We start from the raw sequence: 13,715 nt of genomic DNA, 5'->3' as shown, positions 1-13,715 counted from the left end.
GTGCCTGTGCGGGCCCCGCGTCACCCTCGTTCGATCTCACTCGGCCGACAAATGAGCGCCCGCGGCGGGAGGCAGCAGCGGTCCGCACTCCCACTGCTGGAAGATCAGCCGGGTCTCGACGCGGGCCACCTCGCGGCGCGAGGTGAACTCGTCGAGGACGAGTCGTTGCAGGTCGGCGGGGTCGGCCACGGCGACGTGCACCAGGTAGTCGTCCGGGCCGGTCAGATGGAACAGCGCGCGGGACTCCGGCAGCGCGCGGATCCGGTCGACGAACGGACCGATCAGTTCGCGCCGGTGAGGGCGGACCTGGACGAGGAGGAGCGCTTCAAGACCGCGGCCGAGTTTGGCCGGATCCAGTCGTAGCTGGTGCCCGAGGATCACTCCCGTACGGCGAAGTCGGGCCACCCGGTCCAGGCAGGTGGAGGGCGCCACGCCGACCTCGGCGGCGAGCTCGCGGTAGGTGCTCCGGGCGTCGTTCTGCAGGAGGCGAAGAATGTGCAGATCGATCGGGTCCAGTACGACAGAATCGGCCATTCGGCGAACGTAGCACGGCGTTTCCCCACTACTTTCCGGTATCCGTTCACAGTGCGGCCATGGACTACGACGCCTCGACCACCCCCAGGGCTCTGGCCACAGAAGCCGTGCACGCCGGCCGTGAAGATCTCGCCGGACTCGGCCTGCACGCCCCGCCGCTCGACCTCTCCACCACCTACCCGTCGTACGACACCCGGGCCGAGGCCGCGCGGATCGACGACTTCGCCACCACCGGGGCCCGGCTCGACGGGCCCCCCGTCTACGCCCGCCTCGACAACCCGACCACCGCGCGCTTCGAGGACGCGCTGGCCCGGCTGGAGGGCACCGAGTCGGCGGTGGCCTTCGCCAGCGGCATGGCGGCGCTCACCGCCGTCCTGCTGGCCCGGGCGAGCCTCGGCCTGCGGCACGTCGTCGCGGTCCGGCCGTTGTACGGCTGCAGCGACCATCTGCTGAACGCGGGCCTGATCGGCACCGAGGTGACCTGGACCGACCCGGCGGGCATAGCCGACGCGATCCGCCCCGACACCGGCCTGGTCATGGTGGAGACCCCCGCCAACCCGACGCTCGCCGAGGTCGACATCCGCGCCGTCGCCCACTCCTGCGGCTCCGTGCCGCTGCTGGTCGACAACACCTTCGCCACCCCGGTGCTCCAGCGCCCGGCCGGTCAGGGCGCCCGGATCGTCCTGCACAGCGCGACCAAGTACCTGGGCGGTCACGGCGACGTCATGGGCGGCGTGGTGGCCTGCGACGAGGAGTTCGCCCGTACGCTCCGCCAGGTGCGCTTCGCCACCGGCGGGGTGCTCCACCCCTTCGCCGGCTACCTGCTGCTGCGGGGCCTCGCGACCCTGCCGGTCCGGGTCAGGGCGGCCTCCACGACGGCCGCCGAGCTCGTCCGGCGTCTCGCCACCGACCCGCGCATCGCCCGCGTGCACTACCCGCGGGTGGGCGGGGCGATGGTCTCGTTCGAGGTGTACGGAGACCCGCACGACGTGATCGCCGCGGTACGGCTGATCACGCCGGCGGTGAGTCTCGGCAGCGTCGACACCCTGATCCAGCACCCGGCCTCCATCAGCCACCGGATCGTCGACGAGGGCGACCGCCGGTCGGCCGGCGTCAGCGACCGGCTCCTGCGGATGTCGGTCGGCCTGGAGGACGTCGAGGACCTTTGGCGGGATCTGACCCAGGCCCTCAGTGCTCCGCCTGCTGGTACGTCCCGGGCCGGCGTCGGTTCTGCGCCCGAGCCGCGCCCAGTCGGGCGGTGATGACCAGGGTCCCCTCCTCGATCTGGTAGTCGAGCGGGAGGTTCAGCGCCCGCATCGCGGCCACCATCCCGGTGTTGGACGACTGGGTCACGGCGTAGACGCTCTCGCAGCCCGCCTCGACCGCCATCGCGACGAGCCGGCCCAGGAGCTCGGAGCCGATGCCCCGGCGCTGCCAGTCGTCCTCCACCATCAGGGCGACCTCCGTCTCGTCGCCGTCCCAGAGCAGATGGCCGAGGGCGACGAGACGGCCCGAGGTCGTCTGCACGGCGAGGGTGCGGCCGTAGCGGGGGCTGAGCAGGTGGTTGAGATAGCGGTCCGCGTCGCCGACCGGGCCGTGGTACCGCAGGCCGAGGGTGCGCGTGGAGCAGCGGTCGTGCATGGCGCGCGCGGCGGCCACGTCGCGCTGGTCGGCCCGGCGGACGGTGATCTCGTTGCCCTCGGGCAGGGTGAGTACGTCCTGGCTGCGCGGGATGCGCGGCCCGAGCCGGGCGTCGAGCTCGACGAGGGCCCGGGCGCGGGCGAACTCCGACGGGGTGAACGGCAGGTACGGCCGCTCGATGGTGATCACCCCGCCGTTCGGGTCGCGCAGTCGCATCACGGTGTCCTCGAGGACGCCCTCGACCGGCGCGGTCTCCCCGGTGGGCCGGCCGGTCAGCGAGACCGCCGGCAGCGAGTGGATGGTGCAGCGGCCCAGCAGCTGGCGCAGGGCGAGCGGGAGCTCGGCCGCGTCCAGGGCGGTGCGGGTGGCCAGGCCGAGCAGCCGGGTCGGGGTGTCGACGAGATCGTGGGCGTCGGCCCGCTCGATCCAGGTGCCGCTGCCGCCGGCCGCCGCGATCTCGCGGCCGAGGCGGTTGGCCTGGAGCGCCGCGGGCGCCCGCAGGAGGAACTCGTCGACGGTGCCGTCGGCGAGCGGGTGGGTCTGCAGCGTCAGGATGTCGACGCCCTCACGGGCCAGCGTCGTGCACAGGGCGGCGAGGCTGCCCGGGGTGTCCCGGACGGTGGTCCGCATCCGCCACAGCACGGTCTCGGCGGGTGCGGCGGCCGGCTCGCCGTCAGGGGCGGTCCCGGACGCGGCCGGCGGCAGCGGGTGCGTCCCGCTGCCGCCGGGATCACCGGTCGGCGGCGCATGGCTGTGGCGCCGTGCCCACCAGGTGTGGAAGGCCGCCGTCGCGATCAGCGCGATCGCCGAGAACACGAGCATGTACGGGCCCTCGGCGCCCTTCACCACCGTCTTGGCGATCGTGTCGGCGACCACCACGGCCGTGAACAGGGCGGCGAGCTCGATCAGGTCGTGCCGCCAGTGGTGCGGGCGGCGGGCACTCTTCGCGGATGTCACATCAGTCATGACCTCACTGTGACCCAGTGGTGTTGCGTGATCACGAACGCTTTGTGACTGACGGGTTAAGCGCCCATCTATGAGGTTAGTGACCGATTTCAGTCGCTTGTGTCGGAGACTGATCGGTCCTCTGGCGGAGTGCGGTCAGCGGGCGCGTGCCGTGGCCCGTCCCGCCCCGTCCAGACCCTCGCTCGGCACGTCGAGACGGGCGAACACCCCGCCGTAGCCCGAGAACGCCTCGAACCGGAGGTCCCCCACTGACATCCGGTCCTCACGCCCCCGGGACGTCGGGCGCCGCCGACCCGGCGCCCGACGGCGCGCAGGCCCGTGCCACCAGCCGGACGCCCCGGACGATCTCGGCGGGACCGAGATGCGCGTACCCGATGACCAGGCGCACGCCGCCGTCCGCCGGACGGGCCGTGCCGTAGTCCTCCAACGGGCGCAGGGCCACCCCGGCGGCCGCGGCCCGCTCCAGGAACCTCCCCGGTGGGCCGTACCGACCCGGCACCCTCGCGATGACGTGCAGCCCGGCGGCGATCCCGCTCACCCGCGTCCCCGGAAGCTCCTGCCGCAGGGCGGCCACCAGCGCGTCCCGCCGCTCCCGGTAGGCCCGCTGACAGCGCCGCAACTGCCGGTCGTAGCCGCCGCGCGCGACGAACTCCGCGAGCAGCGCCTGGTCCAGGGCCGGGTTCCCGAGGTCCATGGTCCGCTTGCGTTCCACCACCTCGTCCACCAGGTCCTCGGGCACCAGCATCCAGCCGAGCCGGAGACCCGGCGCGAGCGACTTGCTGACCGATCCCGCGTACACCACCCGCCGCGGATCCAGCCCCTGCAGGGCGCCGACGGGTGCCCGGTCGTAGCGGAAGTCCCCGTCGTAGTCGTCCTCCATGATCCAGCCGTCCACGCGCCGGGCCCAGTCGAGGAGCGCCGCCCGGCGGGCCGCGGAGTAGGCGATCCCGGAGGGGAACTGGTGCGAGGGAGTCAGGACCACGGCCCGTACCCCCGAGGCCGCCAACGGCCCCGGAAGCAGCCCCTCCTCGTCCATGGGCAGCCACTGCGTGTCCAGCCCGGTCGAGGCGAACAGCCGCCCGTGCTCCGGGCTTCCCGGATCCTCGATCCCCACCGTCCGCAGGCCGCGGGCGTGCAGGGCGAAGCCGAGCAGCGTCGACGCCTGGGCGACCCCGGAGCACACGACGAGACGCTCGGGAGCGGCCGCCACCCCGCGTCGCCGCGTCAGCATCGCGGCGAGCGCCGTGCGCAGTTCCGGCAGCCCCCGCGGGTCCGGATACCCGAGCGCGCCGTGGGGCAGCCGGGACATGACGGAGCGGTGGACCGCCGACCAGGCGGACCGGGGGAAGAGCGAGAGATCGGGCGTGCCGGGGCGGAAGTCCACCTTCACCACCGGTCCGCGGGCAGCCGGAGCGCGGGCCTCCGGCGCGGCCGCGGCCCGTGCCACGTCCCCCACCCAGGTGCCCGAGCCGCGGTCGCTGCGCAGGTAGCCCTCGGCGGTGAGCTGCTCGTACGTCTCCGTCACGAGACCCCGGGAGACACCGAGATCGGCCGCGAGGTCACGGCTCGACGGCAGCCGGGTCCCGGCCGTCAGCCGGCCCGTGCGCACCGCCTCGCGCAGCGCCTCCTGGAGCGCCCGGCCCCGCCGCCGCGCAGGCGCCGCGGCCGCCGGCAGCAGCAGCTCCCAGGCCGGCTGTCCGCCCGGCGCGGTCCCTGATCCGGACCGTTCGACAGCGAACCCGTCGCCCGCTCCGCTCTCCCCGCCCGCGCGTCCCCGCCCGTGGTCCCGCATCGAGAACCTCCCCCTCCGGCGCCGACGCGCCGCTTCCCCGGTGGTGCCGACCCGGGCACCGGTGGTCCGCCGCCATCCTCGACCGCGTCCGGTGCGGCGGCAGCAGCCGCACCGCGATCCGGCCGCGCGGCTGACCGGGTCCGCGGGAACCGTGCCGAACGGAGCCCGGCTCGCTCACCGGCCGGCCCCGGACGGACGCCGCCCGGGGACGGCGCCCGCGTCCTGCCCGGGAAACCGCACCGTGACGAGGAGACCGCCGGCGGGGCGGGCGACGAGGTCGAGGGTCCCGTCGTGGGCGTCGACGACGCTCCGGACGATGGCCAGGCCGAGCCCGACGCCGGCGTGCTCGTCGGTGCGTACGCGCTCCGCTCCGCGCCGGAAGGGTTCGGTGAGGGTGGGCACCAGTTCCGGTGGGAGCGGATGCCCCGTGTTCTCGACCCGCACCACGCTCACGTCGCCCCGCGCTTCGGTGTGGACCGTCACGGTGCCGCCGGCCGGGAGGTTGTGGACGACGGCGTTCTGGACGAGGTTCGTCATCATCCGCAGCAGGAGCTCCGCCGAGCCGGCGGTCCGGGTCGCTCCGCCGGTGACGTCGAGCGTGATCCCGCGCTGTTCGGCGAGGGGGAGCAGGGTCTCGGCGGCCTCCTCCGCGACGAGCGAGAGGTCGACGTCCTCGCGGGAGAAGTTCCCGCGGTCGCTGCGACCCAGCAGCAGGAGCGCCTCGGTGAGGCCGATCGCGCGCGTGTTCACGGCCTGCAGGCGGGCGAAGAGTTCCTGTGGGTCCCGCGTGGGGTCCTTGCGGGCGACGTCGAGCAGCGTCTGCGAGATGGCCAGCGGGGTGCGCAGTTCGTGGGAGGCGTTCGCGGCGAACCGCCGCTGCTCGGCCACGTGCGACTCGAGCTGCTCGAGCATGGTGTCGAACGCGTCGGAGAGTTCCCGGAACTCGTCCCGGCGGCCTTCCATGCGGATCCGGTGGGACAGCGACCCGTTCCCGGCCGTCCGTGCCGCGGCCGTGATCCGGGTGAGCGGTGCGAGCATCCGGCCGGCGAGGACCCATCCCCCGACGAGGCCGAACACCAGCAGGAAGCCCATCGCCACGGCCGCGGCGGGGGCGAAGGTGCGCACCAGGAGGTAGCGGTTGGGCGAGATCCCGAGAAGGCCCTGCGAGGTGTCGGGCACGTAGCGCAGCAGGAACACCCACACCACCGCCAGGAGGAGCGTCCCGGCGACGGCGAGGAACCCGGCGTAGCTGAGGGTGAGTCTCAGCCGGGCGCTGAGCCCCGGGCGTCTCGGTCCTGTCCGGGCGAGCTTCTCGGGCCCGCGAAGACCGCCCGGAGAGGACCTACGCATCCGCGCCGCCGGGGCCGGCGTCGATCCGGTAGCCGACACCCGGCACCGTCGCGATGATCCATGGTTCGCCGAGCCGTTTGCGCAGTGCGGAGACGGTGATGCGGACGGCGTTGGTGAAGGGGTCCGTGTTCTCGTCCCAGGCCCGCTCCAGCAGTTCTTCGGCGCTCACGACACCCCCGTCGGCGGCGACGAGGACGTCGAGGACCGCGAACTGCTTGCGGGTGAGCGCGACGTAGCGCCCGTCGCGGAACACCTCCCGGCGGAAGGGGTCCAGGCGCAGCCCCGCGATCTCGCGGACCGGCGGCCGGACGTGCGCGCGTCTGCGGTCGAGGGCCCGCAGGCGCAGGACGAGCTCCCGCAGCTCGAACGGCTTGGTGAGGTAGTCGTCCGCGCCGAGCCCGAACCCGGACGCCTTGTCGTCGATCCGGTCGGCGGCGGTGAGCATGAGGATCGGGATGCCGCTGCCGGAGGCGACGATGCGCCGGGCGACCTCGTCGCCGGACGGGCCGGGGATGTCGCGGTCGAGCACGGCGAGGTCGTAGGAGTGGACGCCGAGCAGTTCCAGGGCCGAGTCGCCGTCGCCGGCGATGTCCGCGGCGATCGCCTCCAGCCGCAGCCCGTCCCGGACGGCCTCGGCCAGGTAGGGCTCGTCCTCCACGATCAGTACGCGCATGTCCGAAGCCTAATCAGCGCGCCTTATCGCCGATGTATGCGCCGAGGTATGCGCCGATGTACGCGCAGCCGTGTGCGCGGGAGTCTGCGAGGACGCGGGGCCGCCGGGCACGCGACTCAGTCGACGGCAGCGGGCACGCGACTCAGCCCACGGCCGCCGGGGCCGGGCGGGGCCGGCCCGACGGCCCTTCCGCCGTGGTGCGCCACCGGCGGCGCGACGCCAGTGCGGCGAGCGCGGCACCGGCGGCGTTGACCAGGACGTCGTCCACGGAGGACACCCGGTCCAGCCGCAGGACGTACTGCGCGGTCTCCACCAGGACCGAGCAGGCCGCCCCGAGCGCCAGGATCCGCGGCACGGACGCCAGAGCGGCGAACCGCATCGGGGCGAAGTAGCCCAGTGCCGCGAAGACGAGCAGGTTGCCGACGATCCCGCCCGCTCCCATCGTCGCCAGGTCCCGCAGCGGCACCAGGCTCAGCCGGCCGGGCACGACGCCGGCCCCGGCGCCCGGCATCAGGGTCATCCAGAGGAACGGCACCGTCCCGTGCACCATGCCCACCTCGGCCAGGGACATCCGCCACGCCGGGACGCGGCCGGCGGCCCGCCGGCGGCGCGCCAGAGCCCACACGACCAGCAGCGACAACGGCACCGTGACCAGCGTGACGAGGACCACGCCGTTGAAGGTGTCGAGGCAGCCGTGCCAGCGACCGCCCAGGCACGCCGGAGCGGACATCATGAGCGGCCGCCGCAGGACGTACAGGGCGCCCGCCGTGGCGAGGATCGCGAGGCCGGGGAGCACGATCCCGCGCGCGCGGCGGGGCGGTGCCGACGGGGATGGGTCGAGGTTCATGCCCCCATGGGACCCGGAGGGCCGTTGCGGTGGCGTATGCGACTTTCGATACGCCCGCGATACACACGCGCCGGCGCCCCCGGGCGTCCCGGTCGAGGCGGTCCCGCACTTCCGCGGCGGTCCGCCCCCGCCGAAGTGGTCCCCGATGTCACCCGGGAAGTGGACCTCAACCCGGGCCGCCCCGCTTCCTAGCGTCGGGAGCATGAACGCGAACGCCCTGCGAGGGACGCTGCTCGTCACCTTCGCCTACGCCCTGGTCGGTGCCTCCTTCACCGCCAACAGCCTGCTCGGCGCCTACCCCTACGCGGGCGGCCAGGCCCTGCGGTACGCCGCCGCCTGCCTGCTCCTGCTGCCCCTCCTCGGCCGCGGCGGCCTCGCCCCGCTGCGCCTGCTGACCGCCCGTCATCTGCTGCGTCTCGCGGTGCTCGCGGGCGTCGGCATGGTCGGCTTCAACCTGGCCGTGCTCGCCGCCGAACGCACCTCCGAGCCGGCCGTCCCCGGCGTCTTCGTCGGCTGCGCACCCGTCGTGGTCGCCGTGCTCGTGCCGCTCCTGGCCGGGCGCAGGCCCCGCCGCCCGGTCCTGCTCGGGGCGCTGCTCGTCGCCGCCGGTGCCTTCACGGTGCAGGGCTGGGGCCGTACCGACCTGGCGGGCGTCCTCTACTCCGCCGGGGCCCTGGCCGGCGAGGTCGGGTTCACCGTCCTCGCCGTGCCCGTCCTGCGGCTGCTCGGACCCCGGCTGCTCACCGCCGTGGTCTGCGGCGTCGCCGCCGCCGAGTCCGTCCTGCTGGGCCTCGTCCTGGACGGGGCCCGCCTCCTGCGCGTGCCGACCGCCGTGGAGGCCGGGGCGCTGGTCTGGCAGGCGGCCGTGGTGACGGTGGTCGGCTTCGTCGCCTTCTACATGGGCGTCCAGCGCATCGGCGTGGAACGGGCCACCCTCTTCACCGGCATGATCCCGGTCGCCGCCGCCATGAGTGCGCCCTTCGTCGCCACCGGTGGCTTCGGCCTCCCGCAGGCCGCCGGCAGCGTGCTCGTGGCGGCCGGGGCGGCACTGGGGACGGGCCTGTTCGCGCGGGCGGGCGGGTCAGCGGCTGCCGTCCAGGATCACCCGCGCGACCAGAGCCGGATCGTCGTTCATGGGGACGTGCCCGCAGCCCGGCAGCCGGACGAGCCGGGCCCCGGGGACCGTGCGCTTGGCGCGGACGCCCTGCCGGGGGAGCAGCAGCCGGTCGCGGCTGCCCCACGCGATGGTGACGGGCACGGCCGGGACGTCGTCGGCGAACAGCACGCGCCGGCCGGCCTCCAGGGTCTGCCGGAAGCCGGTGGCCTCGCGCAGGGCGAGCGTCTCGGCGACCACGGCCTCGGGTGAACGGCGCCCGGGCCGGGCGTAGATCGTGCTGGTCAGGGCGGTGCGGCCGACCGCGCTGCGGGACAGTCGCTCGATCAGCGGCACCGGCATCGACAGCGCGGCGGCCCGCATCGCCCGGAGCGTCCCGAAGGCGTACCGGCGCTCGCCCTCCGACCAGAACCCGGCCGGGGACAGGGCGGTCACCGAGCGGGCCAGCTTCTCCCTGCCGAGCTCCAGGGCGAGCAGCCCGCCCAGCGAGTTGCCGGCCACGTGCGGCCGCTCGATGCCGACGGCCTCGCAGAACGCGCCCAGCACGGGCACCACCGACGAGAGGCCGTACGCGTGCCCCTCCGGCAGCGCCGGGGACTCGCCGAAGCCCGGCAGGTCGACGGCGACGACGTCGCGCTCGGCGGCGAGGACGTCCAGCACCGGTTCCCAGGCCTGCCAGTGATGGCCGATCCCGTGGAGCAGCAGCAAGGGCGCTCCCGTGCCCCGGCGTTCGTAGGCCACCGAGACCGTGCGCGTTCCCCCGGGGGACGCGATCGGGAAAGAGATCCGTTCGGACATGCGCCTGCTCCCTGCCTTAGACACCCTGTCAGCAAGAATTACCGTTCAGTAGCCCCGAGTTCAAGAGGCCGGACGGAAACTGGACAGGGCCGGGCCGGTCGGCTGGGATGGGGCGGTGGCTACCGAAACACTGACCGATGTCTTCGAAGAACACCGGCCGATGCTCACGGGCGTCGCCTACCGCATGCTCGGCCGCGTCGCCGACGCCGAGGACGTGGTCCAGGAGGCGTGGCTGCGCTGGGCCGCCGAGGACCGGGACGACGTGCGCGAACCGCGCGCCTACCTCGTACGGATCACCACCCGGCTCTCCCTCGACCGCCTCCGCCGGCTCAAGGCCCGCCGCGAGTCCTACGTCGGGCCCTGGCTGCCCGAACCCGTCGTCACCGACTTCGGGCCGGCCGTGCCCGACACCGCCGAGCGCGCCATGCTCGCCGACTCGGTCTCGCTCGCCGTGCTCGTCGTCCTCGAATCCCTCTCGCCCCTGGAGCGCGCGGTCTTCGTGCTCCGCGAGGCCTTCGGCTTCCCCTTCGGGGAGATCGCCACCGCGCTCGACCGCTCCGAGGCGGCCGTCCGGCAGCTCGCCGGAAGGGCCCGCCGCCACGTCGACGAGGGGCGGCCGCGCTACGACGTCGACCCGGCCGAACGGCGCGACCTCACCGAACGCTTCCTGGACGCGGCCGCCGGCGGCGACCTCGAACAGCTGATGCGGCTCCTCGCCCCGGACGTGCGTCTCGTCGGCGACAGCGGCGGCAAGTCCAAGGCGCCGCTGCGGATCATCGAGAGCGCCGACAAGGTCGGCCGCTTCCTGGTCGCCATCTCCGAGGGGGCCCGGACCGAGTTCGAGTTCCGCGTCGTGGAGCTCAACGGCGGCCCCGCGCTGGTCGCCCTGGCCGAGGGCAAGCCCGACTCCGTGTTCCAGATCGAGGTGCGGGACGGCCGCATCCAGTGCCTGTACATCGTCCGCAACCCCGACAAGCTGCACGCGGTGCCCGCCGCCTGACCCCGCGCCGCCTCGTGCGCGGCCCGCCCGCCACGCCGCGTCCGCCCCACCCGCCCCGTCTCCGGCTCCCGGAGGCGGGGCGCTTTGCTGCGCACGGCTCACGCGGGCGCGAACGTCCTGTGAACGATCTGCGCCGGATGCCCGGATACGCGGGCCTCCGACGCAGGATTGGTCTTGACCAAGTGGGTGCGCCGCCCTATGGTCGCAGAGTTAGTGCAGGAACCTTTAATAAACAAGGGCGCGGAAAACTGCCGGGGACACGGCGATTGCGGAGGATCAGGGTGGGGACCACGCAGCTGGAGACGGTGCCGGAGCCTAAGTACTGGCACCTCAAGACCGTGATCGGCGAGGCGCTCGACTCCGACTTCGCGGTCGGCGAGATCCTCCCCAACGAGCGGGACCTGGCCGCGCGCTTCGGCGTCGCCCGGGCCACCCTCCGCCAGGCCCTGGAGCAGCTGGAGCTCGAAGGCCGCCTGCAGCGCCGCCGCGGCGTGGGCACGACCGTCGCCCCGCCCCGGGTCGGCGTCGACGTCTCCACCACCCAGCACACCTGGCCCGGTGTCGGCGACGACACCTGGCAGTCCGTGGACTCGGCCACCGACGCGGTCCCGGCCGCCGTGGCCCGTCTCCTCGCCATCGAGCCCGGCGAGCAGGTGCACATCGTGCGCCGGCTGCGCGTGACGGAGGGCCAGCCCGTCGCGGCCGAGCTCCTCTACGTCCCGTCCGGCTCCGTCCCCGGACTGTCGGCCGTCGACACCCCCTCCGGCCCCGCCCGCGCCCGCGGCGTGCTGCGCGAACTCCAGCGCCTCGCCCTGGACGGCCAGGACCGCTCGGTGGAACTCGGCTCCGCGCGGGCCGACGACGCCAAGGAACTGGACCGCCTCCCCGGCGCTCCCGTCCTGGTCGTGACGACCCGCTACCTCTCCGAGGGCCGCACCGCGGCCGTCTCGCTGGCCACGTACCGCGCCGACACCTGCCGCCTCACCTTCGGCGACTCCGGCGACCTGGTCATGGCCTCCTGAGACCACCCGTTCGGCGGGCACGTCCGCCCGGCCGAACGAACTCCGCTCCACGAAGGACGGGCGCCCGCGACGCGGGCGCCCGTCCTTTCGTCGTGAGTCCGCGTCAGCGGCGGGCGGTGACGGTGCCCTCCACCGCGAACAGCTGCTCCTCCACGTGGTCCAAGGCCAGGCGCAGCGCGCCGGTACCCACGGCGGCCTCGCCCAGCATGGACAGGACCACCCGCGGCGGGCGCAGGCAGAAGCGGGCCAGCTCGTCCCGCAACGGCTGGAGGACGCCGTCCAGACCCGCCGCCCAGCCGCCGATCACCACCAGTTCCGGATCGAGCGCGAGCACCAGCGCCGCCACGTCGTGGACCAGCCGCTGCGTGAAGCGCTCGACGGCCGCCTCGGCCCCCGCGTCGCCCTGTCGCGCCAGGGCGAAGACCTTCGCGACGGCTTGCTCGTCCAGCGGGTGCAGCGGCTCGTCCGTCGTGGACAGCAGGTGCTCCGGCGTGACCCCGCGGCCCAGCAGGTGCAGGGCGCCGATCTCCCCGGCCGCCCCGCCGTACCCGCGGTGCAGCCGGCCGCCGATCAGCGAACCCGCGCCCGGGCTCAGCCCGGCCAGCACGAAGACGATGTCGTCGGAGTCGGTCGCCGCACCCTTCCAGTGCTCCGCGACCGCCGCCGCGTTGGCGTCGTTCTCCACCAGCACCGGGCAGCGGAAGGACCTCCGCAGCCGTTCGCCGAGCGGCAGTCCGGTCCAGCCGGGCAGCGCCGTTCCGAGCCGGACGGTGCCGTCGGCCTCCACGATCCCCGGAGTTCCGACGCCGACCGCCCGCAGGTTCGCGCGCGGGACACCGGCCCTGCGGAGCACGTCGGCGACGACCGTACGGACCCGCTCCAGGCGCTCGTCCTCGGGAGCCGTCTCCGAGACCTCCCGGGCCCCGGCGCCGATGATCCGCCCGTCCAGGCCGGAGAGCAGCGCGGCGACCCGGTGCGGGCCGATCTCGATGCCCAGCAGATGCCCCGCCTCGGCGCGGAACCGGAACCTCCGGGCCGGCCGCCCCTGGCGTCGCGCCTCACCCTCCTCGGGCGCGGCCTCGACGACCAGCCCGCCCTCGATGAGCCCCTCGACCACGCCCTCGACCGTCGGCCGGGACAGGCCCGTGATCCGGGTCAGATCCGTGAGCGTCAGCGCGTCGGCGCCTCGCAGGGCATGGAGCACCACCGCGGAATTGATCCGCCGCAGCAGCGAAGGGTCCCCGCCGGTCAGCCTCCCCACCGTGTGTCCTCCCAGCTCGCGCGCATGTTCTGCCGGATGTTACTCAATGGACCGGAGGGCGGCGAGCGCCGCCCGTGGCGCGGGCGGCGCCCGGGAGCCCCTGACGGATCACCAGCTGTCGGTGCCCACCGCTTTACTGGACCCATGACGCTCGCACAGCACCTCGCCGCCATCGACCTGCTGCGCGCCCGCGCCTTCCCCGACCAGGCCTACCACCTGGCCGAGTTAGCCCCCGCCGGCGCCCGTCCGGAGGGGCCGGGAGAGGACCGGGCGGAGGCCGAACGGGAGGCCCTCGCGCTGCTCCTCGCCACCCGCTGGGGACCACCCCACCTCGTCGGCCTGTCCGGCCTCCTGCTGCGGTCCGGGGCGGGGGAGGAGATACCGAGGCCCTGGGACCTGCTCGCCGGCGCGGTGCCGGACATCCAGCTCTGGCGGACGGAAGAGCCGGCCGCCTGGGTCGCCCTCGGCGTCACCGGCCCCGGCGACGAGGGGCGCCGGCTCGTCGTCTGCGTCACCGAGGTGGATCCCCCGTGACCTCCCGCTCCGCTCCGCCCCCGACCGTCGCCGTCCTCGCCCGGCTGGGCAAGCTGTCCGGGGAGTACGCCGAGCTCGTCATGGCCGGCCGTTCGCACAACGTCGCCGCCCAGGCCACGACCCTCGGCAAGCGTTTCGCCACCGCCGCCGACGAGCTGCTCGTCGCGTACGGCCGCCTGGAGG

General features: G+C 74.4%; 12 protein-coding genes and 1 pseudogene. 5 read left to right on the top strand and 8 right to left on the bottom strand.

Annotation, left to right across the window (positions count from 1 at the left end):
• Positions 1-36 precede the first annotated feature (36 nt).
• Entirely contained in the window at positions 37-534 is a 498-nt protein-coding gene (locus EAO71_RS07250; RefSeq protein ID WP_147976960.1) for an Lrp/AsnC family transcriptional regulator, read from the bottom strand.
• Between the two features lie 59 nt (positions 535-593).
• On the opposite strand from EAO71_RS07250, the gene EAO71_RS07245 reads away from it, so the two are divergent.
• Positions 594-1,796 (top strand): trans-sulfuration enzyme family protein, encoded by a 1,203-nt coding sequence (locus tag EAO71_RS07245; RefSeq protein WP_147976959.1) that lies wholly within the window; start codon positions 594-596, stop codon positions 1,794-1,796.
• Here the strand turns inward: EAO71_RS07245 and EAO71_RS07240 are convergent.
• From EAO71_RS07240 to EAO71_RS07210, 6 genes are all read right to left on the bottom strand, one after another.
• On the bottom strand, positions 1,723-3,141 hold the full coding sequence (locus EAO71_RS07240; protein ID WP_147976958.1) for a GNAT family N-acetyltransferase: 1,419 nt from the start codon (positions 3,139-3,141) through the stop codon (positions 1,723-1,725). The genes EAO71_RS07245 and EAO71_RS07240 overlap by 74 nt on opposite strands.
• A 262-nt stretch (positions 3,142-3,403) precedes the next feature.
• A complete protein-coding gene (pdxR, locus tag EAO71_RS07235) occupies positions 3,404-4,933 on the bottom strand; it encodes a MocR-like pyridoxine biosynthesis transcription factor PdxR (RefSeq protein WP_147976957.1) in 1,530 nt (509 codons plus the stop codon).
• 174 nt (positions 4,934-5,107) lie between these two features.
• Positions 5,108-6,283, bottom strand: coding sequence for a sensor histidine kinase (locus EAO71_RS07230; RefSeq protein WP_147976956.1), 1,176 nt, complete (start codon positions 6,281-6,283; stop codon positions 5,108-5,110).
• Positions 6,276-6,956, bottom strand: a complete 681-nt coding sequence (locus EAO71_RS07225) for a response regulator transcription factor (RefSeq protein WP_147976955.1) — start codon at positions 6,954-6,956, stop codon at positions 6,276-6,278. Before EAO71_RS07225 ends, EAO71_RS07230 begins: the two co-directional genes overlap by 8 nt.
• 142 nt (positions 6,957-7,098) lie before the next feature.
• The gene (locus EAO71_RS07220; RefSeq protein ID WP_147976954.1) at positions 7,099-7,803 is read right to left on the bottom strand and encodes a VanZ family protein; all 705 of its coding nucleotides are present in this window, start codon (positions 7,801-7,803) and stop codon (positions 7,099-7,101) included.
• Between the two features lie 1,081 nt (positions 7,804-8,884).
• Positions 8,885-9,715, bottom strand: coding sequence for an alpha/beta fold hydrolase (locus EAO71_RS07210; protein ID WP_147976953.1), 831 nt, complete (start codon positions 9,713-9,715; stop codon positions 8,885-8,887).
• Positions 9,716-9,830: 115 nt separating this feature from the next.
• Here EAO71_RS07210 and EAO71_RS07205 point away from each other — a divergent pair, with 115 nt between their 5' ends.
• Together EAO71_RS07205 and EAO71_RS07200 are read left to right on the top strand one after the other, a co-directional pair.
• On the top strand, positions 9,831-10,715 hold the full coding sequence (locus EAO71_RS07205) for an RNA polymerase sigma-70 factor (RefSeq protein ID WP_147976952.1): 885 nt from the start codon (positions 9,831-9,833) through the stop codon (positions 10,713-10,715).
• A gap of 281 nt (positions 10,716-10,996) precedes the next feature.
• Complete coding sequence (locus EAO71_RS07200; RefSeq protein WP_147976951.1) at positions 10,997-11,737, top strand: GntR family transcriptional regulator; 741 nt, start codon at positions 10,997-10,999, stop codon at positions 11,735-11,737.
• A 103-nt stretch (positions 11,738-11,840) separates the two neighbouring features.
• Here EAO71_RS07200 and EAO71_RS07195 read toward each other — a convergent pair whose 3' ends face one another.
• The gene (locus EAO71_RS07195; protein ID WP_147976950.1) at positions 11,841-12,998 is read right to left on the bottom strand and encodes an ROK family transcriptional regulator; all 1,158 of its coding nucleotides are present in this window, start codon (positions 12,996-12,998) and stop codon (positions 11,841-11,843) included.
• A 144-nt stretch (positions 12,999-13,142) separates the two neighbouring features.
• Here EAO71_RS07195 and EAO71_RS07190 point away from each other — a divergent pair, with 144 nt between their 5' ends.
• Together EAO71_RS07190 and EAO71_RS07185 are read left to right on the top strand one after the other, a co-directional pair.
• Positions 13,143-13,532 carry a hypothetical protein gene (locus tag EAO71_RS07190; protein WP_147976949.1) on the top strand — a complete coding sequence of 130 codons (390 nt, stop codon included), beginning with the start codon at positions 13,143-13,145 and terminating at the stop codon, positions 13,530-13,532.
• 23 nt (positions 13,533-13,555) lie between these two features.
• Positions 13,556-13,715, top strand: a pseudogene (locus EAO71_RS07185) (adenylosuccinate lyase); the annotation flags it as partial.

It is taken from the genome of Streptomyces sp. MS191 (genome assembly GCF_008042125.1).
Classification (GTDB): domain Bacteria; phylum Actinomycetota; class Actinomycetes; order Streptomycetales; family Streptomycetaceae; genus Streptomyces.
Note: the sequence above shows the minus strand (reverse complement) of the source record. Positions and strands in the feature narration are given on the sequence as shown.

Bases quoted from the DNA above. Each gene is read 5' to 3' on its own strand.
- EAO71_RS07190 (WP_147976949.1), top strand. From the start codon at position 13,143: ATGACGCTCGCACAGCACCTCGCCGCCATCGACCTGCTGCGCGCCCGC.
- EAO71_RS07240 (WP_147976958.1), bottom strand. From the start codon at position 3,141: ATGACTGATGTGACATCCGCGAAGAGTGCCCGCCGCCCGCACCACTGG.
- EAO71_RS07230 (WP_147976956.1), bottom strand. From the start codon at position 6,283: ATGCGTAGGTCCTCTCCGGGCGGTCTTCGCGGGCCCGAGAAGCTCGCC.
- EAO71_RS07210 (WP_147976953.1), bottom strand. From the start codon at position 9,715: ATGTCCGAACGGATCTCTTTCCCGATCGCGTCCCCCGGGGGAACGCGC.
- EAO71_RS07250 (WP_147976960.1), bottom strand. From the start codon at position 534: ATGGCCGATTCTGTCGTACTGGACCCGATCGATCTGCACATTCTTCGC.
- EAO71_RS07245 (WP_147976959.1), top strand. From the start codon at position 594: ATGGACTACGACGCCTCGACCACCCCCAGGGCTCTGGCCACAGAAGCC.
- pdxR (WP_147976957.1), bottom strand. From the start codon at position 4,933: ATGCGGGACCACGGGCGGGGACGCGCGGGCGGGGAGAGCGGAGCGGGC.
- EAO71_RS07220 (WP_147976954.1), bottom strand. From the start codon at position 7,803: ATGAACCTCGACCCATCCCCGTCGGCACCGCCCCGCCGCGCGCGCGGG.
- EAO71_RS07225 (WP_147976955.1), bottom strand. From the start codon at position 6,956: ATGCGCGTACTGATCGTGGAGGACGAGCCCTACCTGGCCGAGGCCGTC.